The organism is Rhodococcus sp. DMU1, from assembly GCF_012272955.1.
GTDB lineage: Bacteria > Actinomycetota > Actinomycetes > Mycobacteriales > Mycobacteriaceae > Rhodococcus > Rhodococcus aetherivorans.
Genome location: NZ_CP050952.1, coordinates 2,149,013 through 2,169,634 on the forward strand (window position 1 = coordinate 2,149,013; position 20,622 = coordinate 2,169,634).

The following is a 20,622-nucleotide window of genomic DNA, read 5'->3' on the forward strand; positions in this document are numbered from 1 at the left end:
CGTTCGCGGGGCCCGGCGGGTCGACGCCCGGGTTCGGCGGGGCGCCTGCCGACGCGTTCGCTGTCGAGCAGCGGCCGGTCGTGACGGCCATTTCGCAAGGTAGGCCGCCGCGCGCATGGCTGAGCGGCGGCGGCGTCGTGGCGCTGCTGGGGCTCACCGCCGTCGCACTCACCCTGTCGGGTGGCTCCAGAGTGTTCGCCTTCATCGGGTGGCTGCTGGCCGGTCCTGCCGCGTTCTACCTGCTTGCCCAGCACACGGTCGCCGACATGCAGCAGCGGGCGCGGCCGGTCTACGCGGGCTCGAAGGCTGTGCAGGGGACGTATTGGACCGTCGTTGTGCTCGGATTCGTGGGCATCGCGCTCGGGGCATGGCAGATCGCGGAATGGGCGGGTCGACTGTGAAGAAGGTGGCCGCGCTCGCGGCAGTGCTGCTCGGCTCTCTGGTGGTGGCGGCACCGGCCGCGTCGGCTGCGCCGCAGCAGTCGGCGGTGGGGGACTTCGGCGGGTGTCTCGCCTCCCAGCGCGAGGGCGATCTGCTGTTGATGATCGACGAATCCGGCAGTCTGCAGGTCTCGGACCCCGAGGCGGCGCGGGTCTCCGCGGCCAACTACCTGCTCGAACAGCTCAGCTCCTTCGGCGGCTCCGCCGGGGTCGCGCTCGACGTTTCGGTCGCCGGCTTCTCCGATGACTTCACCGTGCACGCGCCGTGGACCCGCCTCGACGGTGGGTCCCTGCCTGCCTTGCAGGACGAGGTCGACAGGTTCCGATCCCGGACGAACGGTGTCGACACCGACTACTGGGCCGCTCTCGACGGTGCCCGCGGCGCTCTCGCCGACCGCTCGTCCACAGCCGCGAACAGATGCCAGGCCGTCGCCTGGTTCTCCGACGGCAAGCTCGACTTCACGACGCGGGACGCGGAGAAGCCGTACGCCCCAGGAGTATCGCTCGGCACCGACGCAGGTGTTCAGCAGATCATTGCGGCCGCCCGCGAGTCGATCTGCCGGCCCGCAGGTATCGCGGACCAGTTGCGGTCGTCGGGAATCGTCACCTTCGCGGTGGGGCTCGCGGCCGGTCCGGCGCAGGCCGGGGACTTCGATCTGATGCGGTCCATCGCCACCGGAGAACCCGCCGCCGGGCAGGCGTGCGGGAACCGGACCTCGCCCCGACCCGGCGACTTCTACCTCGCCCAGAACATCGACGACCTGCTCTTCGCGTTCGACGCGTTCAGCAGTCCGGGCCAGGCGCCGCTCGAGAACGAGACGGGCGTATGTGTGGGTCAGGTGTGCGAGGAAGCGCAGCACCGCTTCGTCCTCGACAACTCCATCGGTTCGGTGACAGTCCTGGGCTTCGCGGACGCGGACGGGCTCGTACCCACACTGGTGTCGCCCGACGGGGCCGAACTTGCGATGCCGCGCGACAACGCCCCGCGCAGCCTGAACGTCGACGGAGTCGGCGTCGACTACCGCTGGTTGTCAGCGCGGTCGGTGTCGTTCACGATGCGCCAGCCGGCGTCGGCGAACCCGGGGCAATGGCAGGGCATGTGGGCTCTCGTGTTCGTCGACCCCGATGGCTCCGATCCCGCGGCGCGCTCCAAGTCCAACATCCATATCTCGGGCAACCTGTTCCCGGCGTGGCTCGGACAGGATGTGACCGCCATCCACAGCGGCGAGAAGACATCTGCGATACAGCTCGGCATCGTCGACTCCGACCGTCGGGAGATCGACCCCTCCGACCTGCTCGGAAGCGCGTACTTGTCGGTGTCGCTCGTCGACTCGGCTCGGGTTGCGCACGAGCTGGCGTCGAGGATCCCGAAGAACGGGATCGACGAGCCGATCGAGCTGGATCTCACGTCGGTGCCACCGGGTGAGGCGACGCTGCGCCTCGCTCTCGAGGTGACCACCGCCGACGCCCGGACGGCTTCGGGGACGGTCATCGCGCCCGGTACTCAACTGGCGCCCCAATACGTCGACGTGCCGCTGACGGTGGCGCCCCCGGTCGGCTATCCAACGCTGCCGAACCGGATCGACTTCGGCACTGTCGAGGGATCCGGTCGGTTCCCGGTGGAGATCCCGGTCGGCGGTCCCGGCTGCGTGTGGCTCGATTCGGCGGAACCGATCCGCATCGATGCCGTGCCGGACGGCGTCGGTGACGTGGCCTTGGTGAACCCCGCAGCGACTTCGGCGGAGCGGTGCCTGGCCGTCGAGGAGGGCGCACAGGGCGCACTGACGGTCGAACTCGACGTGCCCGAGGCCGGCAACGGCTCCCTCAACGGTTCCGTGCGGATGATGATGGCCCCCGCCGGGGAGCTCGACCGCGCGATGCCGGTCGATGTGCCGTTCACCGCCGAGCTGCAGAAACCGCTCGACAGTGGCCGGTTCCTGCTGGCCTTCCTTCTCACGCTGTTCCTGGGCATCGCGATCCCGCTGGCTCTGCTGTATGTGCTCAAGTGGCGAGCCTCGCGCATTCCTGCCGAAACCCTGAAGGCCCAGCGCTTCTCCGTGACGATCGCCGACGGCGCCGTTCTGCGGGACGGAGTACCCTTCACGCTGCGCGACGGTGACCTCACCGAAATCGTTCGGAACCTGGACAAGCCTGCGCGACTGCTGACGGCAGACGGCGTCAAGCTCGAGGCGACGACCGGGCTCTCCCCAGTCGGCACGGGGTACGTCCGTGTCAAGGCCGGTGGCCTGCTCGGCTCCTCCGGTGCGAAGCCCGACCATGACCCGCGCACAGGTGAGGCCAGGCTGCCGCTGGCGGTGCACAACAACTGGGTGATCCTCCACGATCCGGCCGGACCCGCCGACCACGCGTCGCTGCTCCTGCTCGTCGGCGCAGGTTCGAACCCGGTCCGGTTGATCGAGGATCTGAACCGGCGCGCACCGGGCGCCTTCGCGAGACTGCGTGAGCGTGTCGGATCCGACGACACGGCGACGCCGGGCACCGGTGCGCCTGACGGGCGACCCGCACCGCAGTCGTCCTTCGATCCGTTCGGCGCACCCACCTCTCCGCCCGCACCGACATTCGGTGCGCCACCGGCGTTCGGCGGCAGTTCTGGATTCGGTGCCGCGCCGCACAGGGGTTCGAGCTCGTCCGCCGCGCCGGCCGCTCAGCCTTTCGACCCGTTCCGTCCGCCCGGCGCTTGACGGTCGGAATCCAGCTTTGCTCTCTCTCGATGTGGAAGGACCGGTATGAGGCGGTTTCTCGTAGTCGGATGCGGTGGTTCGGGTGCCGTCACGCTCGCGTACATGATGGACCAGCTCCGGTCCGATCTCGCCGCGGCGGGAGTGGACCGGATCCCGGGTGGGTGGCAGTTCGTGAGCATCGATGTGCCCACTGCGCCGGAGGCGGGGCCGGACGGGCTCGGCAATGTTCGCGACCAGGGCGGCTACTACTTCGGCAGCGGCCCCCAGGGCGACTCGTACGGAGTGCTCGACAACGCGCTGAGCAACCAGCTCGCCGCCCGCGGCAGCCTCGACGAGATCGCCACCTGGGCCCCGCGGGATCCCTCCGCTGTCACGGTGCCCATCGGGTCCGGCGCTGGCCAGTACCGCGCCCTCGGCCGCATGATCACGCTGAGCAAGGCCGGCGGTATTCGCGAGACCCTGCAGTACGCCTGGGACCAGCTGTTCACCGTGCAGACCGCCACCGAGATGGGCGCGCTGAACGTCCCCGGCGGGGGCAGCTTCGAGCAGGAGGAGTCCCCGATCGTCCTGGTCGTCTCGTCGATGGCTGGTGGCGCCGGCGCGTCGATGGCCTTGGATGTGTGCCGCCTGCTGACGCTGATCCCCAAGCTCGATCCGCGGCTGATGGGTGTGTTCATGGTCGCCCCGGACATCTTCGACGGCCTCGGCCGCAGCGCCACCACCGGCGTGCGCGCCAACGCCCTCGCGATGCTCGGCGAAATCGTTGCGAGCCAGCTCGGGTCCGCGCGCGAGCACGACGTCGAGATCCTGCGCGCGCTCGGCCAGCAGAACGGCGCCGGCGAGAAGGTGCCGTTCGCCCGGGTGTTCCCTGTGGGCCGCCGTGTCGGCGTCGAGGGCGCGCCGTTTGGCGACGGTTCACAGAAGGCGATCTATCGCGGCCTCGCTCGTGGTCTGGCGGGCATGATGATGAGCGGCGCTGCGACGCGCCAGTTCGTGCAGTACGACCTCACCAACGGTGCGGGCCTGTCCGGCCAGCGCGACAACATCGGCTGGGGCGGACAGTGGGACAACCTGCCGTGGGGCACATACGGGTTCTCGAGCTTGAGCATGGGCCGCGACCGATACGCCGAATACTCGGCGCAGCGGCTTGCCCGTAGCACCGTGGACCGGCTCCTCGACGGGCACCGCAACCCCGGCAATGCCGCGTCCGACGACGATCAGGTCAACTCCATCCTCGACAGCCAGTGGCAGACCCTGCTCACCACGATGGGTTTGCCTGTCGTTCAGGCGGATCCGCGGGGCGCGCAGGTCGGCATCAGTGCGTGGCTGACCGGTGTGGTGCTGCCCCAGGGCGACGGCCTGCGGATGGCCCGTCAGGTCACCGAGTCCGAACTGCGTGGCTACCTTCCGTCCGGCAGCGGTCTGAACGCGAGCCAGTGGGTCCCCGAGATCCAGCGGGTGCTCGGTGCCCGTCGTCAGGCGCTCACGGCGTCCGCCGAAGTGCACGCGCTTGTCCATGCGTACCAGTGGCACCGCACTCTCGCCGACAACATCGAGCGCACGGTGGCGAAGGCGATCGCCGACCTCGGCCTGCCGTACGCCACCGCGCTCGTGAACCGGCTGACCAGCCACATCAAAGACCAGGTGCGGGTCGGGGCGGAGGACCTCGCGAAACAGGCGCCGACCGACATCACGGCGCAGTCGGCCGACACCGCTCAGGCGCTGTCCGCACTCAAGGGAACCATCGAGAGCGACGCCGACATCGTCGACCGTGTGCTCGCGAGCTGCAGCCAGAACGTCTACCGCCAGCTGTACGCCTCGCTGTCCGGGAAGGTGGCCGAGGTCGCGGCCGCGCTCGTACCGGAGATTCTCCAGCCCCTGCTCGAGGCGCTGAACGACGCGCAGACGTCGATGCGGCGGGCACGCAGCAAGCCGGCGAGCGACGTCGGCCTGGCGCGCCTCTCCACCGACCAGTACGGTGCGTGGCCCGCGGACAAGGCCGATCGGGTACCCAAGCGGTTCGCGGAAGCGAACAACGAGGTGATGCTCACCCCGTCGGCCGACTTCATGGTGCAGTACCGCAGCGACCTGCCGCTCGCGGTCGCGTCCAGCGGTCTCGGCACGCCGCCGTTCGAGGAGTCGGTCAAACGGGCCGTCGTCGGGGTCGTCACCGGTCTGTGGCAGACGATCGACGGCAGCAAGTCGCCGGGGGAGGAGCATCCCGTCCTCGAGCGCACATCGGCGTGGCGGACCCGCGCATTCCCGTACGATCCGGGAACCCGCGACGCGCTCATTCCCTCGGCCGCACGGTATGACCTGCACCTTCGACCTGCGGAACTGCTCGCGCGCGCTCGGCAGTTCGTCGGCCGCACCGGGGAGTCCTTCGACCGCTTCTGTCGCGTGTCGCTGCGGGAGTACATCGAGGATCCGACCGTCCCCGAGTACGCGCTCGAGGAGCGGCGTGAGCGACTGCAGGCGAAGTTCGCCGAAGCGCTGTCGCTGGCGCGACCACTCGCCAGCGTCAACCAGCAGGCGCTCGAGGCGCTGCATCCGGGGCAGCAGGTCGAGTACCGGTACAAGTTCACCTCGGTGCCGTTCCTCAACCTGCCCGTCGCGGATTCCCTCGAGCAGGTACTGCAGAAGAACCCGATGATCGACCACGAGACCCGATCGGAGTTCGTGCGCCTGCTGACCGAGGAAGACCGGTTGACTCGCATCGACATCTTCGGCTCCTACCCGAACTACTCGCCGCTCGCCTACGACTCCGTGCTCACCCCCGCGGCCAAGCAGTGGGCGGATTCGACTCCGACGCAGCAGGAGTCGTTCTGGCAGTGGCGTCGCTCCCGGCCATTGGCCGCCTCGCTGCCGATGCACTACAGCGAGCGGCGAGCGCTGACCGCCGGCTGGTTCCTCGGCCTCGTGGTCGGCCGCCTGCGCCTTCCTTCGGAACCGTACGACGAGCCGGTGCGGGTGTGGGATGCCGCCTCCGCGGCGTGGGTCGACTTTCCCCATCCCTTGCTGACCCCGCCATCACGGTTCCTCGCCAACAACGACTGGCTGCCCGCGGTGCTCGAATCGGTCCTGCTGGCGATGGCGCGGTCGCACGAATCGCCGGTCATGCAGTCGATGCTTCCCTACCGGACGCTGCGCGCGATCTACGACGCCTCCCCGGAGAAGCCGGCCGGCGGCATCCTCGAGGTCTCCGCCAAGTCGATCCTCACGCAGTGGCTGCGGACCGGCGAGACCGGCACGGGATGGCAGTCCCAGGTCACCGACACCGGCCCGGACGTCTCGATCGACGCTCGCGCCGAGAACGCTGCGACATGGCTCGGCCGGGTGCGGGAGTTCACCGGGCTGCACTACATGGCAGCAGGGGAGGACGCGGCACCCGGTGGCGGGACCTTCTCGGCGATCACCGATCGCATCACTGCGTCCCATACTCCGATATTCCGGGACATCGCGCCGGACGTGTACTGGGCGACCGGTGAGCTGCTGAACCTGATCGAGGAGTGCAGGCACCGCGCCGAGCCGCCGGACCGGCCGGTGCACGAGCCGGCGGCGTCCGCAACGTCGGCATCGCACGCGTTCGTGATTCCCGACGCGGGTCAGTTCTGACATGGCCGATTCGGTGAAGAGCGTTCTCACGGTGTTCCTTGCCTCCACCGGGCCGGCGCTCGGGGTGCGTGACGTCCTCCGCGACCTGTCCGCGGCGGGCTTGGTCGCACCGTTCGTGTGGGTCGACGACGCCGGCGTCACGCCGGGTGGTGCCCGCATCCCAGCCGTCGAAACCGCCTGTGGTGCGGACACAACGGTGGTGCTGCAGGACGTGCTCGCGTCGCGTCGCGTCGATGTGGTGCGACTGTGCGTGATCGTGCCGGGAGCACGCGGCACCGATCCCGTTCGGGTCGAGTCGGAAAGGGCGCTCGCCGACCTCCTGTCGTCGAACTCGGGCGGAGCCCGCCTCGTTCGACTGCGGACGGTGCTGCGTCGTCCCGGCGACACCCCCTCCGACTCCGTCGCGGTCGCGCTCGCCGGTTGGCACAACCTGCTTGTCGCACCGGAGGATTCGCGGGGTCCGGGAATGGGCCACGAGTCCCTCACCGTAACCACCGATCCGATCGACGTCGGCCGCCACGCCGCCCCGGTGATCGCCGGAATCGTGGGTCTGTGGACGGATGCGGAGCATGCCCCGTTCGACGAGCAGCCGGTCCTGCCGGGAAGCACGCTGCGGGTGGTGCGGTCGTTCTACCGCCGACTCGACACCTCGCATGCCGAGCACGAGCTGCGCACGCACCTGCTCGACTTCGGCGGGCAGCTGCCGTTGCCCCGCGACGCCGGCACCGCCGTCGTGTACGCCGACGACGTCCCGGCTGCCACGCGAACGATGGCCCAGGCACTGTGGGTCAAGCACCGGCACCTGCTCCAGGGCGAGCGCGTGAGCGCACCTCCGGCCGACGCTCCGCGCCTGGTGAAATTCACCGACGCCCTGACGATGTTCTTCTCGTTCCTCGTCGCAGTGCTGCGCAACGCCCCGGCGCAGTGGGCCGCCCGGGTCGGTCACCGCGCCTCGGCCGCGGTCGCTTCGGCGGCACAGTCCACGCTGTTCGGATCGGCGCAGGGCGCCAGGCGTGTGGTGGTCCGCGGTGTCGACGCGGACGGCCGCAGGGTCGGATGGTCCGAGTACGAGGCGGCGTCACGGCAGATCGGCGCAGCTCTCGACGGAGCGACGAACACGCCACAGTCCGCGGCGCCCGACCTCTCCTCGCTGTGGCGGGACTATGCTCGCGCCGCCCTCACGCTCGCCGACGCCGCCGAACGGTCACCGGGCCTGCCGACCATCCAGGTCGGCGCCCACCGAGCCGTGTTGCGTTCGGCGTCGGACATTGTGCCGGGACCGGACGACGAGTTCACCGACATCCCCGGCGTCGTCTCGGCGACGCTGAACGTCCACGCCGCCGAAGCCCCGGACCTCCTCGGCATCAAGGACTTCCAGGCACGGCTGCGGGAGCTGGAACAGGATCCGACGATCGGGCTCGACGCGCGGAGAACGAGCGCCGCGCTGGCGGGCTGGGTGGGCCGCGTCCGCCGAAGCTTCGCGGTCACCTTCGGATCGATCCTCGCCGACGGGTTGTCGGCCGGCATCACCGAGGCAGGCATGTTGCTTGAGCGACTCAACGCCGCCGAAGTGCCCCGCGATCTGGCCGAGGCGAGCGCCGAACAGCAGGCGCGCATGTTCCGCCAGGTGCGCATCGCAACGCTCGGATTCCTCGCCGCCGCGATCGTCGCGGGCGTGCTGGCCTGGCGGGAGCTAATCTCGTGGTGGACCGGCGGGCCCGTCATCGCAGTGTGTGTGCTCGCCTGGGCGGGCGTCGTGGCCTGGATCTGCCAACGCACGCAGCAGTACCTCGAGCAGCTTCTCGTCGAACGCGAGGCGGCGTCGGCGGCGGCCGCAGCAGACCGGAGGAATCTCAGGTCTGCCCTCCGAGAGATCGAGAACCTCACTGCCGCGTATCGGCAGTTCCTGTCGTGGAATCGGGCACTCGGAGCGTTCCTGGCGAAGCCGCTCGGCGTCACCGACCACACCCATGCCGTCGGCCGCAGCATCGAATGGGGGATGCCCCGGCACAGCGCCGTCGGCATCGGTAGCCCCGAGCCCGCCCAGGTCGAGCGAGTCGCAGACGCGCTGCGGCAGGACATGTTCGGTGTCGGGTGGCTGACCGAGGCGTGGGACGCCGTCGTGGGTTCCGCGGGTTCCTCACTCGGTGCTGCAGGACTCGACATCGATCGCGACCCCTCCCTGCTCGCCGCGAAGGCCGGAGCCGGGTCCGGCTCTCCGCTCGACGAGTGGTCCCTCCGATTCCACCGCGGCGAACGTCAGGCGAGCGGTGCGGCACTGATGTGGGAGCGGGCACTCGGCGAGCTGTCCGGGCCACGTGGCGACTTGGCACGCGAGCTGCTCGCCACCATCGAACATCGCGCCGACGGGGCCGTGCGTCGCTACGGAATCGACGAGTTCCTGGCCGGCGTCGGACAACCTGCGGCCGAGGGGTTCTTCGACCCTGCCGTCTTCACCGATACCGCGGCGATGCGCGGCCTCACCACCGTCGCGGAGACGGCGTCGACCCGTACCCCCGCCGGCTGCGGGCTTGTCGCGGTCACCACCCAGTACACGGAGGGAATCGCCGCGGAGGATCTGCGGACCATGCCGTCGGACGGTCACCCCGCAGCACCGGTCGACATTCCGCAGGTGCCCGACCTCGAGCTGCGACCGGCCGAACCGACGCACGACCGTGCGGACCGTCCGGCCCCTGCGCCGTTCGCTGCGCTCGTCGCCGACGGCATCAACTTCTGAGAGCGAGTGGAACAATGCCCGACGTTGTCTTCGAGGCTCTGCAGCTGTGGCGGCAACAGCAGATCGACGACGGCCGTCTTCGTCCCGGCCTGCTCAAGGACACGCATCTGCAGCAGATCATCCGGTCCGATCGGCGCACTGCCGAGGAGATCGAACCGATGCTGCCACGCCAGGCGAAACCACTGGTCGACGGAATCGTCCACGTGGTGACGTCGGCCCAGCCCGGCGAGTTCGTCACCGAGGCGTCGCCGACGGCGGAGGCGCCCGAACCGCCGGTTCCGCCGGCGCCGGTTCCCGGAAGCGAGCACCTGGTCGACCTGCGCACCGAGGACTTCTGCGAGTTCATGCACGGGGAGTCCGATCAGGAGGTCGGGGCGATCACCATCACGGCCGAACCGGGCGGCGGGCATCTGCTCGAATGGTCACCGCTGCCGGATCGGTCCGGACAGATGGTGCTGTACCGCGTCGTCGCCGGTGAGACGCACCGTCCCTACAAGCCGGAGGCCGGGCGACTGGTCGGCGTCACCCGCGGAACCCTCCTCGTGGACACCGCAGCTCCGGCCGCCGCGGTGCGGCACCTGCAGGTGTGGGCACATGCCGGTCGCGACCAGCACGACGCGGTGCGGCGCCAGCCCGTTCTCATCGCGGAGGGGCATGTCCTCAGTCCGGTCGCCGACTTCGTGGTCGTCGAGGACGACGGCGCCGTGATCGGACAGTGGTCGGTGTGGCCGGGGGTCACCCGCGTGCGGGTACTGCGCATCCCGCTCGACGGCCGAACCCCCGTGACCAACGACCCACGGCACCGGATCCTGGCCGACCAACCCAATCTCGGCGGATTCGTCGACCGCGACCCGCAGCGTGGGCATCGCTACCTCTACCGCGCGATCTGCGAGGTCGACGTCGACGGGCACACCAGACTCTCCCCGGCAGCACAGGCGGAAGTCCTCGTGTCCGCGGTGCTCGAGCCCGTCACCGACCTGCACGTCGCCACCCACGGCGACAGCGACGACCTGCACTTCGACCTCGGCTGGACCCCACCGGACATCGGCACCGTGGTGATGTATCGAACGGAGACCGCACCGCGGCCGGGCATCGACCGGACGCTGCTCGCGGCGGGCGCACTCGACGTCTCCGGTGGGCTGCCGACCTCCGCACGACTGGTCCATCCGGTGACCGTCGGAGGCGACGGCGAACACCGGATGAGCAACGTCTCCTGGCCGCGCGGCTGGGTGCGGGCCTACTTCACGCCCGTCACCGTCCTCGACGGAGACGTGCAGGTAGGGCGCACGGTCATCGCGACCAGGCCGCTGCCCGCGCCGCGAGAGGTGCGGATCGTCGAGCGCTGCACCGAGCAGGTGCTCACCTTCCCGTGGCCGGAGGGTGCGGCATCGGTGTCGGTGTACGTGAGCTCGCCACAGGTTCCGGCCGAGCATGCGATCGAACAGCGCCCCTTCGCGGAGATCTCCCGAGCGGCGTACGAACGCGACGGCGGCCTGCACCTGTCGAACCCGCTGCCCGAGCAGGGATGTGCCGTCCACGTGGTCGCCGTCGCCTACACGGCCGGCGAGCGTATCGCGGGCATCCCCGCCACCGTCGACTACCAGGGTCTGTTGCGGATTCAGTACACGACCGAGACTCGCAGCACTGCCGGTGGTGTCGCGCTCGCCGTACGGCTCGCCTCACAGGTCGAACTCCCGACGGCCCCACCGTTCGTCGTGGTGCACAACCAGACCCGGCTGCCGCTCAGTGCTCGGGACGGCCGGCCGCTGGAGGTCCGTGGGGACGGGCGAACCCAGCCCGGCGCCCGGAGCTTCCATCCGCGCGGCCTGCATCGCGAGTGGAGCCAGCCGTGGACCGTCGACGTGTCGGACTTGACCGGGTACGTGCGGGTCTTCGCCGACGTGCGGCCCGAGCAGAGCCGTACCATCGCGCTGATCGATCCGCCGATCGAACACATCCGGCTCGATCTCATCGGCGATCACCTCATCGGTGACGACGTGCCGCGCGAAGACGCGCGATGACGGCTCGGAGGGACGAGACCGAATCGCCACGGTTCGGTCAACTCAGCTACACCTCATTCGACCGTCCCGGCACCGGATCCGGCGGCGGCTGGCAGGTCAAGGAGATGTCCGGCGACCTCGACGCCGACGAACAGGAACTGCTCCGCGCGGGAGTCGTATCCCGATTCGAATCCCCGCAGCCGATGCCCCGATTTCCGACCGTCGAGGACATCGCCCGGCGCCCGCGGCGGCTCATGTACGCCCACATCCGTGACGCGGCCGGATGCTATTGGCACACCGTGCCCGCCGGCTCGGACGCCTCCGGCCGCCCCGGGAATGTCTTCGCCCACGCCGTGCTCGATCGAGGTGCGGAGCCCGGCGACGGGGTGCGTCCGATCGAGCGCTGGCGGTCCACGGACTGGCTGGTCCCGTACGGCGCCGACGAGGTCGCCGAGGCAGCCCTGCCGGCCACGGCACCCGGACCCGGCGGGATCGTCGATCGCGACGCCGCACTCGGATTCCTGCTCGATCCGGGAACCTGGCGGATCGGTGTCTTCAGCGTCCTCCTCGACGCGGTGGCGCGGTCCCTGCGCGGCGGCCCGGCGGTGGTGCTCGGATGCAAGGATCCCGACACCGCCGCGCTCTGGATCGGGGCCGTCTCGCACTTCATGTCGCCGGGCACCGCCCGCCGCTTCGGGTGGTCCACTTTCGACCGTCTGCACTCCGTCGACGACGCCGTGGCAGGCGGCGCGAACCTGGTGACCGTTCCGCTTTCGGACCTGCCCGGAGACAGTCCCGGCTGCACTGTCTTCGGCGAGAACGAGACTCCCGAACTGGGGGAGCTCGACGGTGAGCCGCACTCCGTCGCGAACGGCAATCTCGTTCCGGTGACGTACTGGTCGGTGCTCGCGCAGACGGTTCTGCTCGACGTCGAGACCGCGCATCGAGCGCTCGCGCGTCAGGACGCGATCGCGGCCGGTGTGGGTGATCGCGACCTGACCGAGGCGTGGCCGCTGGCGATGGCCGTCGTCGCCGACCCCGGCCTGCACGACGCACTGGACGAGGCCGCCTCGGTCGTACTCGCGGAGTCCCCGATGGAGGCCGCCACCGCACCCGATCTCGCGCACGTGATCGTCGGAATCGTGGACGAGCGACTGGGTGCGACCACACAGCAGGCGGAGGAAGCACTCGCCCGCTGGCAGGTTGACAACGCCGTCACGCCCGCGGTCCGGCAGCTCGCCGGCACCGTGTTCGCCTTCCGCGCGCTCGGTGACGGCCACTGGGTACGTCGGGCGGGACCCGCGCAGTTCGCTGTCGTCGAGTCGTGTGCTCGAACCGAGGACCTGCAGGCCGAGGCCGATGCGATACTTGGCGATCTGCGCTTGCGCGCACGAGGCGGCGGAAATCTGCGCGATGTCGCGTTCGACGCCCTCAAGACGATCGACCTGCTCGTGCGTGCCGACCTCCTCCGCGATCGCGGCGTCGACGTGGCCTTCGAGGTGCTCGAGCGGGCGGTGATCCCGACCCTGTGCGATCGGGTCGACGGAGCCGCGTTCGTCGCGGAACTCGGGCCGGTCTCTGCGTCGACGCGCGTGAGATTTCTGCAGCCCGCTCTGACCGCCCATCCCGTGTTCGCCGGGCGCCCGCTCGGCTCCCGGCTTGCACCTCCCGTACTCGAATGGCTCGTCGACGGACTGTTGGACGTACCAGACCTCGACGAGCTCGCCTCCGACCCGCAGCGCATCACCGAGCCCGAATGTGTGCTGATCGCCGACGGCGTCTTCGCCCTCACGGAACAAGAATTCGATCGAGCACGAATACGGAGCGAGCTGGTGCCGGTCGCGTTGTGGAGGGCACTCCACGAAGCGCGGGAGGGCGGCTGGGCGCCGAGCGATGTTCCGGCGCTGGTCGCCGGGCACGGCTGGACGGCGGAGCAATGGTGCCGACTCGTCGGCGCGTTTCCCGAGGCCGTTGCGCCCCGTTTCCTGCAGGACGTGGTCGTCCGCGAACCGTGGGGACCGGAGCTCGAGACGCTCGTCCGCCATCTGGCCGAGCCCGGCGCTCGCGAGGAAGCGTCGAGGTGGGCGGCCGATCCGTACCTGGACGACCTCGCGGTGTCGTGGGCGCTGATCCGGAACGAGGAGCGCTGGGCTGCGATCAGCGGACCGGCACTGCGCCGGGCACTCGACGTGCATGTGTTACCCGTCCTGGAGGACTACGCGGAAGGCTACGAAGCGGACCTTCCCACGGATCTGCTCGCCCGGCTCGCGATCTTCACTGTCGCGCTGCGGGGGCAGACCCCACCCCAATCGGGCCTCCCGGTGCCGGACCTTCCGGCCCGGCACCGGGAGGCGCTCGTCCGAGCGGTGGACGAGGACGCACGGTTCGTCGTCGATGCGCTGGCCTCCCTGGTGGAATCCGGTGCGCTCGACGCCTATTGGCTGATGGCACACGCGGTGTTCACGTCTCCGTCGGCGCCGCGGGTGCGGTCCGTGCTGGATCAGCGCGACGTTCTGGCACGGTTCGAGGTCGGATCGGGTGGTGTGCGGCGTTCCCTTCTGGACGAGGTGGCGTCGACGGTGATGAAACGGCCGGACTACCGCGGCCCGCTGGGGGTGCACGGTCTGATGGACGCGATCCGCGAGGAGCTACATCTGCGGGGACACCGCGACGTCGCCTACGCGTGCGACGTGTACGCCGGGTTCGTCCGGAGGTGGCTCGACGAGCGCCGAGCCGACGCGGATCGATCGTCGCCGGGCCGGGCGACGCCGAGGCGGGTGTGAGGACAGTGCAGATGTGCAGTGCGTGGACACGGGGAGGACAAGACTGATGCCCGGATATGTGCTCGACGGGGCAGGGGTGGTGGACCTGCCGCACCAGCCGCTGGCCGTGACGGTCGATGCGACCACCGTGACGGTTCAGGTGCAGGCGATGACGCCTGACGGCGCCCCGGAGGCGTCCGCGCTCTACCCGAAGCCCGGCTTCCTTGTACTGCCCCGAGTCGCCCAGGAGATCGTCGTGGCCGCGCGCCCCGGGGGCGGCGCAGTGGTGTTTCCCCAGGGAACCGTGCTGCAGGCAACCATCGGGGTGGACAGCAGCCGCAGCGCCGACCCGGATCGGGCCGAGCTGACACCGCTGGACGTGTCGGGTCTTCACCACGTCGAGCTTGCGACGATCGCCCCCGCGGGGGAGCGTCTCGCGGTCACGGCCCGCAAGACGGTGGTCGACGTCCCGCTCAGCGATCTCGGCGCCCGCGCGCGGTCCGCGGCACGCGGCGCCCTCGGCGTGGACCGGCTGCCCGAGGCGCGCCGGCTGCGCGTCGAGGTGGATATCGATACGACGATGTCGATGCTGCCGCTCATCGAGGACGGCAGTGTTCGCGCGGCGGTGGACGTGCTCACCGGTATCACGGCGGTGATCGGAATCCGAGAAGAATTGCAGGTCAATCTGATCGGCCGATCCTCCAGGTCGCTGCCCGTCGTCGAGCTGCGGCACGTCGCCGACCAGGTCCAGGCGCAACTGGACGCCGCGCCACTGGGAGTGGGGTTCCGCTCCGCGGAGATCGACCGGTCGAGTTACAACACCCCCACGCTGGTATTCACCGTGACCGACGCACTACCCGCCGATCACACCGGCACGGGTGTGCCGGGTGTGCGACGGCGGCCCGTGATCCTGTGTGCAGACACCTCGGCTGCGGCGGGCCTCGGCACCGCCGTGCCGCCCACCTGCGAAACGGCAGGCACGGATTCCGACTGGCTCTCCAGCCCGGAGAAATTGTTCGCAACGGTGACGTCGCTCGTGGCAGGACTGTCGGCGACACCGGAATCGGAAGGTGCGCGGCGATGACCAAATGCCCACGTTGTTTCACGGTGCTCCCGTCGGACCGTTACGCCTGGACCCCGACCGCGCCGGACGAGATCGAGGTCGACGACGTCGCGACCGTCTTTCACGGCAGCCCCGTGCGGTCCGGCAAGGTCGTCGAACTCCAGCGGCCCTCGGGGTCCGGGGACGACTGGGCGCCGCCGGTGAGCGACGCCGAGGACAAGGCCAGCGGCCCGGTCGCCGAAGTGTGCCCGACGTGCCACTATCGGCTACCGACCGGGTGGCGCGGCGCCCACACCACCTGCATCGCGATGGCCGGCGCCCGCGCCACCGGCAAGACCGTGTACATCGCCGTCCTCGTCAAGACCCTGCAGTTGCTCGGCGAGCGGCTCAACTGCGTGGTCGAGCCCGCGACCTCCGAGACCGAACAGGCCTACCGCGAGCTCTACGAGAGGCCGCTGTACGAGGAACGCGGCATCCTCGAATCCACCCCCGCAGCCCACACGAGCAACCCGTACCAGCGGGAGCCGCTGATCTTCAGCCTCGGCCTGTGGAACGGCATTCGACAGTACCTGGTGCTGCGGGACGTGGCAGGGGAGGACCTCGAGAACCCGGACAACGCGCACGCCCCGCACCTGCGCTTCTTCGCGCAGGCCGACGGCGTCGTGTTCATGTTCGATCCGCTCAAGGTCGAATCCGTCCGGCAGCAGCTCCACGACCTGGTCCCGGCTCAGGAACGCGTCGGCGGCGACCCCCGCTCGGTGCTGCGGACCGTGTTGTCCATCATCGGCGACAGCACACCGAATCTTGCAATCGTCCTCTCCAAGTTCGACGCCCTGCAGGCCCTCGAGCATGTCGACGGCAGCGACTGGAGCGAGATCATGTCACAGCGCGGCGCCGCGTTCTCCCGTGACCCGAGCCTGCAGTACGCGCCCTACAACGAATCCGATGGCAGACTGCTGCATGAGGAAGTCCGCAGCCTCCTCGACAAACTCGAAGCCCGCTCGATGGTGATGGCCGTCGACCAGCCGCACACCGGTGCCTCACTGCACAGCCGGTTCTTCGCCGTGTCGGCGCTCGGAGAGTCACCGGTCGGGGACCGACTGCACCACAGCGGGATCTCCCCCTTCCGATGCCTCGATCCGGTGCGGTGGGTGCTGGCGCAGCGTGGGGTGTGGACTTGAGACCAGGAATCGGAGAGTCCTGCGCAGGGCCTGTAACGAAGGCAAGTGCGTGACCGATTCCCTTGTGTCCAAAGAACTTTCTATTTCTTGGGGGGAGCGCGGTAGTCACCGCGTCTACCGACCAGCGCTTCGAAGGAGAGACTGCATGCTGAGTACCGCTTCGCGTCTGCGTAGGACAGGTCGGGTGGGTGCCGAGAGGCACTTGCGGAACGTCGGGGTGCTCCTGGCGACCGCCAGCGCCGTGACACTGCTGTCCGGATGTGGAGCCGAGGCGGAGTCGGAGCCATCGGCCGCCCCCACTGTCACGTCGACTTCGGCGAAGCCCGCCACGTCCTCCACTACTCGACCGGTCTTGCCGTCGTCGACGACCTCCACGCTTGCGCCTACATCGACCATTCCTCCGGCCCCGATTGCCGCTGCCACCAGCACCGTAGCGGCACAGCCGGTCGTGACGACGGTGCCCATGCCGCCGGTCGTCTGCATGAATCTCCAGGACGCACAGAACCTAATTCAGGAGCTCGGTGTGTTCTATTCGCGCAGCGTCGACGCCACCGGCCGGGGTCGAAATCAGGTGCTGGATTCGAACTGGATCGTGGTCGGGCAGACCCCGAGCGTGGGTGAGCCGGTCGGTGAAGGGGATGCGGTGCTTTCGGTGGTCAAGATCGGTGAACCCAACCCCTGCTGAGTCTCCTCGAACCGGAGCGGGCACGGAACGTGTTTGATCAATTCGTGTGCATGAAGGAGGACAGTGACAGACGCAGCGACAATTCGTGACGGCGTCGAAGACTTCGATACCCGGCTCCGACGCGAGGCGATGAGGTTCCTGGCTGTGCGAACCCACGACGGCCTCTACCCGATCTCCAAGGCGGAACTGCTCGACTTCGAGATCGACGGATCGATGTTCCGGCTGATGGACCCGCAGCGCGGCATCCGCAAGCCGCGCCAGCTGGCGTCTGCCCTGTCGATCAGCACGGTATTTCGTCGAAAAGGGGAGAAGCGCCCTTACGAGGATGCGGTGGGACCGGACGGACTTCTCCGCTACAAATGGACGGGCGAGAATCCAGACCACATGGACAATCGTGGTCTGCGAGCCGCCATGGATCAACAGGCTCCGTTGATTTGGTTCTTCGGCGTCGGGCCGGGTCTGTTTCAACCGGTCTTTCCAGTCTACCTGGTGGCGGAAGAACCTGCGCTGCACCAATTCGTTGTTGCCACCGAGTTTGCCCGGGACTTACACCATGTCGATTCACAGGCTGAGGCGCAGCTCCGACGGTACGTGCTGGCAGAGACCAAACGGCGCCTGCACCAACCGGTCTTTCGGGCGACGGTCATGCGGGCATACGAAACCCATTGTGCGGTATGCGCTCTGGGTCACGGTGAGTTGCTTGACGCGGCGCATATCATGCCCGACTCCCACGAGGAAGGAATTGCGTCTGTCAGCAACGGGCTCGCACTGTGCAAGATCCATCACGCGGCCTACGATGCACGGATCCTCGGAATCACGCCGGATTTTGTAGTGGAGATTCGACAAGATCTACTCGAGGAAGTTGACGGGCCGATGCTCGAACACGGTCTCAAGGAACGGCACGGCGAACGGCTCATGGTGCTCCCGACGTCTCGCGAGGAGCGACCAGACCGACGGTTGCTCGAGTTGAGCTATGGGCGATTCCGCTCGGTCGGCTGAGCGCCGATTGCCCAGCAGTGTGGAATCTGTCCTGAGTTAGGACATTTGGCTTAGTGTCCCGATTCGAAGCCGAGACGGGTGAGAATCTCCAGTTCAGCAGCAGGGATCTGCGGCGGAAAGTCCTGGACGGCGCCGTTGATGGCGATGGTCGAGGTTCGTAGCGGCCGCAGTTGCTTGACCAGCCTCGCGATCGCCACACCGGTGTGGTCCTGGGCGCAGCGGGCGACGGCCAGAGCGGCGAACACGATGGTCAGGTGCGCCTCGATGGCGTCGCGGGTGCGGTGGAACATCGGCCGTGCCCGCAGATCGGTCTTCGACATGCGAAACGACTGCTCGACATGCCACAGGTCGTGGTACTTGCCGATCACCTCGCCCGGTTCCATGAGCGTGACCGGGATATTGGTGACGTATCCCTTCAAGCCGACCAGCGATCGAGCTCGTGCCAGCGCGGCATCATCGAGTCGCTGACCTGCGGTGGTGGTCTTGACGAAGCGCGTCGCCTTCGACTTCTGGGTGCCCTCGACCACCGCCCGCGCCCTCGCCTCCTGGGCATTGAGAGTCTGGTTGTCGCGCACGGCACGTTTGCGGGTGTACTGCCAGATCGCCCGCCACGAGGTGGGATGCCGAACCGGATCCCAGACCGGTTCGGCCCGCCTTTTCACGGTGTTGACCACGCTGCGGGCGTGCCGGGGGGTGACGGTGTCGATGATCTGCCCATCGGTGAACACATCACCGTGCCAATGGAAATGGGACGTCAGATCAGCGGGCGCCTTCGTCACCCGGGAGCCGACGATGAACTTCAGGCCGGCCTCGTCGAGAGCGGTGAGATTCGCCGCCGACAGCATGCCGGCATCGGCGGCGATGACCATCTCCACGCCCTCGAGGTCGTGCCGGGCTTGGAACTGACGCACCATGGGGACCAGGGTGTGCGTTTCGGCCTTGTTGCCCTCGAAACAGGCGATCTCCAGTGGGAACCCGGTGCGGTCGACGAGCAACCCGACCACGATTTGTGGATCGACCCGGCGCTCTTTGGAGTAGCCGACCTTGCGCAGGTCGTCTTCCTTCTCGGCCTCGAAGTACAAGGTGGTCACATCGAACAGCAGCAATCCCAACCCGCCGGTGCTGGCCGCGTACTCGAAGCAACGGCGGGCGATCCGGTCGCGGTAGTCGCCGGTGATGATCTGCGCGAGGTGGCGTTGAATCCTTTTGTACGACACCGGATCAGCGCCGAGATCGTCGAGGACGCGCAGGGCATCGATCTTCGAGGTCGGTTCGACGATCCGGGCGATGACCAGGTCTTTGAACACCGCGTCGTCGATGATGTCGAAGCCGAGCCCGTCGTAGACGAAGGTGAGCACGTCGTAGAGCAACCGGGCGCTGGTGCGCACGGTTCGTCCCGCCCCGGCGAGCTCGCCACCCTTGCTCGTCGTCGGGCCGGGCAGTTGGCCGGTCCGCCAGTCGGCAACATCGGCGATCTGCTCGACGGGCGTCGGCACATCCAGCTCCAGCACGCCTTGATCGCCGTGCAGCAGGTGTCGGGCTCGTTCGAGCAGAATGCCCAGCTCGACGTCGGTATGCGCGGACCCGACGTGAGCGAGGATCTCGTGCCGGCCGCGGTGTTTGCGCACGACCTGCACCGCTACCGCCCCGGATGCGGTGCGCACTTTCCGCACGAATGCCACGGCCCGAACCTACCTGCTTAGTGTCCCGATCCGCTTCGTCGACGTCGTGAATGCGCAGGTGGAAGCCTCGGCAGGTGTTCTACCCGCCAGTAATGTCCTAACTCAGGAGGAAGGAATTGCGTCTGTCAGCAACGGGCTCGCACTGTGCAAGATCCATCACGCGGCCTACGATGCACGGATCCTCGGAATCACGCCGGATTTTGTAGTGGAGATTCGACAAGATCTACTCGAGGAAGTTGACGGGCCGATGCTCGAACACGGTCTCAAGGAACGGCACGGCGAACGGCTCATGGTGCTCCCGACGTCTCGCGAGGAGCGACCAGACCGACGGTTGCTCGAGTTGAGCTATGGGCGATTCCGCTCGGTCGGCTGAGCGCCGATTGCCCAGCAGTGTGGAATCTGTCATTTGATCGGGACCTGAATACAACAGGTCTGGGTGCAGTGAAAGTGGATCCGGCGAGGGGTTTTCACCCGGCATCCGGAATCCGCATGCTGTCCGCTCGATCGTCTTGACGAGTCGGTTGTGGCCATCGACGCCGGTAAAGGGCTCACCGCTTGCGGGATGGCGTGACGAATGCGTCGAGTGAGCAGCTCGGCGGATCTCGAAGTCTATGCCCGGGTCTTGTCGCTCCCGGGAACGCGCGCCGGCGCCGGCTCGGTCGGATGACCCGTGGTTGACCCGTGGTCTGGGTTACGAACCCCGGTGCACGGTCGGCCATGACACGCCGCCCGACCGGTGGCGACTATAGTCAGCCA

13 protein-coding genes are annotated in these 20,622 nt (G+C 68.5%); 11 read left to right on the forward strand and 2 right to left on the reverse strand.

The window, feature by feature from the left end; translation table 11 throughout:
- The first annotated feature begins 80 nt into the window (after window positions 1–80).
- From HFP48_RS10145 to HFP48_RS10180, 8 genes are read left to right on the forward strand one after another with little or no spacing between them, the layout of a single operon-like run.
- A complete protein-coding gene (locus HFP48_RS10145) occupies window positions 81–401 on the forward strand; it encodes a hypothetical protein (protein ID WP_168579452.1) in 321 nt (106 codons plus the stop codon).
- On the forward strand, window positions 368–3,142 hold the full coding sequence (locus HFP48_RS10150; RefSeq protein WP_246872535.1) for a vWA domain-containing protein: 2,775 nt from the start codon (window positions 368–370) through the stop codon (window positions 3,140–3,142). Before HFP48_RS10145 ends, HFP48_RS10150 begins: the two co-directional genes overlap by 34 nt.
- Window positions 3,143–3,187: 45 nt before the next feature.
- The gene (locus tag HFP48_RS10155) at window positions 3,188–6,757 is read left to right on the forward strand and encodes a tubulin-like doman-containing protein (protein ID WP_168579453.1); all 3,570 of its coding nucleotides are present in this window, start codon (window positions 3,188–3,190) and stop codon (window positions 6,755–6,757) included.
- Between the two features lies 1 nt (window position 6,758).
- Window positions 6,759–9,494, forward strand: a complete 2,736-nt coding sequence (locus HFP48_RS10160) for a magnesium transporter (protein WP_168579454.1) — start codon at window positions 6,759–6,761, stop codon at window positions 9,492–9,494.
- Window positions 9,495–9,508: 14 nt separating this feature from the next.
- Entirely contained in the window at window positions 9,509–11,515 is a 2,007-nt protein-coding gene (locus HFP48_RS10165) for a hypothetical protein (protein ID WP_168579455.1), read from the forward strand.
- Window positions 11,512–14,277: a hypothetical protein gene (locus HFP48_RS10170; protein WP_168579456.1), complete on the forward strand. Its 2,766-nt coding sequence runs from the start codon at window positions 11,512–11,514 to the stop codon at window positions 14,275–14,277. Before HFP48_RS10165 ends, HFP48_RS10170 begins: the two co-directional genes overlap by 4 nt.
- 46 nt (window positions 14,278–14,323) lie before the next feature.
- The gene (locus HFP48_RS10175) at window positions 14,324–15,340 is read left to right on the forward strand and encodes a hypothetical protein (RefSeq protein ID WP_102799092.1); all 1,017 of its coding nucleotides are present in this window, start codon (window positions 14,324–14,326) and stop codon (window positions 15,338–15,340) included.
- Window positions 15,337–16,500: a hypothetical protein gene (locus HFP48_RS10180; RefSeq protein WP_168579457.1), complete on the forward strand. Its 1,164-nt coding sequence runs from the start codon at window positions 15,337–15,339 to the stop codon at window positions 16,498–16,500. Before HFP48_RS10175 ends, HFP48_RS10180 begins: the two co-directional genes overlap by 4 nt.
- A 114-nt stretch (window positions 16,501–16,614) precedes the next feature.
- Here HFP48_RS10180 and HFP48_RS31265 read toward each other — a convergent pair whose 3' ends face one another.
- Window positions 16,615–16,983, reverse strand: a complete 369-nt coding sequence (locus HFP48_RS31265; protein WP_210432846.1) for a hypothetical protein — start codon at window positions 16,981–16,983, stop codon at window positions 16,615–16,617.
- On the opposite strand from HFP48_RS31265, the gene HFP48_RS31270 reads away from it, so the two are divergent.
- Together HFP48_RS31270 and HFP48_RS10190 are read left to right on the forward strand one after the other, a co-directional pair.
- Complete coding sequence (locus HFP48_RS31270) at window positions 16,982–17,185, forward strand: calcium-binding protein (RefSeq protein WP_235194070.1); 204 nt, start codon at window positions 16,982–16,984, stop codon at window positions 17,183–17,185. The two genes, HFP48_RS31265 and HFP48_RS31270, sit on opposite strands and share 2 nt — an antisense overlap.
- Before the next feature lie 63 nt (window positions 17,186–17,248).
- On the forward strand, window positions 17,249–18,184 hold the full coding sequence (locus tag HFP48_RS10190; RefSeq protein ID WP_246872537.1) for an HNH endonuclease: 936 nt from the start codon (window positions 17,249–17,251) through the stop codon (window positions 18,182–18,184).
- A 50-nt stretch (window positions 18,185–18,234) separates the two neighbouring features.
- Here HFP48_RS10190 and HFP48_RS10195 read toward each other — a convergent pair whose 3' ends face one another.
- On the reverse strand, window positions 18,235–19,866 hold the full coding sequence (locus HFP48_RS10195) for an IS1634 family transposase (protein ID WP_168579021.1): 1,632 nt from the start codon (window positions 19,864–19,866) through the stop codon (window positions 18,235–18,237).
- Here HFP48_RS10195 and HFP48_RS10200 point away from each other — a divergent pair.
- Window positions 19,841–20,239 (forward strand): HNH endonuclease, encoded by a 399-nt coding sequence (locus HFP48_RS10200; protein ID WP_246872538.1) that lies wholly within the window; start codon window positions 19,841–19,843, stop codon window positions 20,237–20,239. The genes HFP48_RS10195 and HFP48_RS10200 overlap by 26 nt on opposite strands.
- The last annotated feature ends 383 nt before the right edge of the window (window positions 20,240–20,622 follow it).

What these genes read in the sequence shown, in the direction of transcription:
- HFP48_RS10150 (WP_246872535.1), top strand. Translation starts at nt 368, where the DNA reads ATGGCAGATCGCGGAATGGGCGGGTCGACTGTGAAGAAGGTGGCCGCG.
- HFP48_RS10155 (WP_168579453.1), top strand. Translation starts at nt 3,188, where the DNA reads ATGAGGCGGTTTCTCGTAGTCGGATGCGGTGGTTCGGGTGCCGTCACG.
- HFP48_RS10160 (WP_168579454.1), top strand. Translation starts at nt 6,759, where the DNA reads ATGGCCGATTCGGTGAAGAGCGTTCTCACGGTGTTCCTTGCCTCCACC.
- HFP48_RS10165 (WP_168579455.1), top strand. Translation starts at nt 9,509, where the DNA reads ATGCCCGACGTTGTCTTCGAGGCTCTGCAGCTGTGGCGGCAACAGCAG.
- HFP48_RS10170 (WP_168579456.1), top strand. Translation starts at nt 11,512, where the DNA reads ATGACGGCTCGGAGGGACGAGACCGAATCGCCACGGTTCGGTCAACTC.
- HFP48_RS10175 (WP_102799092.1), top strand. Translation starts at nt 14,324, where the DNA reads ATGCCCGGATATGTGCTCGACGGGGCAGGGGTGGTGGACCTGCCGCAC.
- HFP48_RS10180 (WP_168579457.1), top strand. Translation starts at nt 15,337, where the DNA reads ATGACCAAATGCCCACGTTGTTTCACGGTGCTCCCGTCGGACCGTTAC.
- HFP48_RS31270 (WP_235194070.1), top strand. Translation starts at nt 16,982, where the DNA reads ATGAATCTCCAGGACGCACAGAACCTAATTCAGGAGCTCGGTGTGTTC.
- HFP48_RS31265 (WP_210432846.1), bottom strand. Translation starts at nt 16,983, where the DNA reads ATGCAGACGACCGGCGGCATGGGCACCGTCGTCACGACCGGCTGTGCC.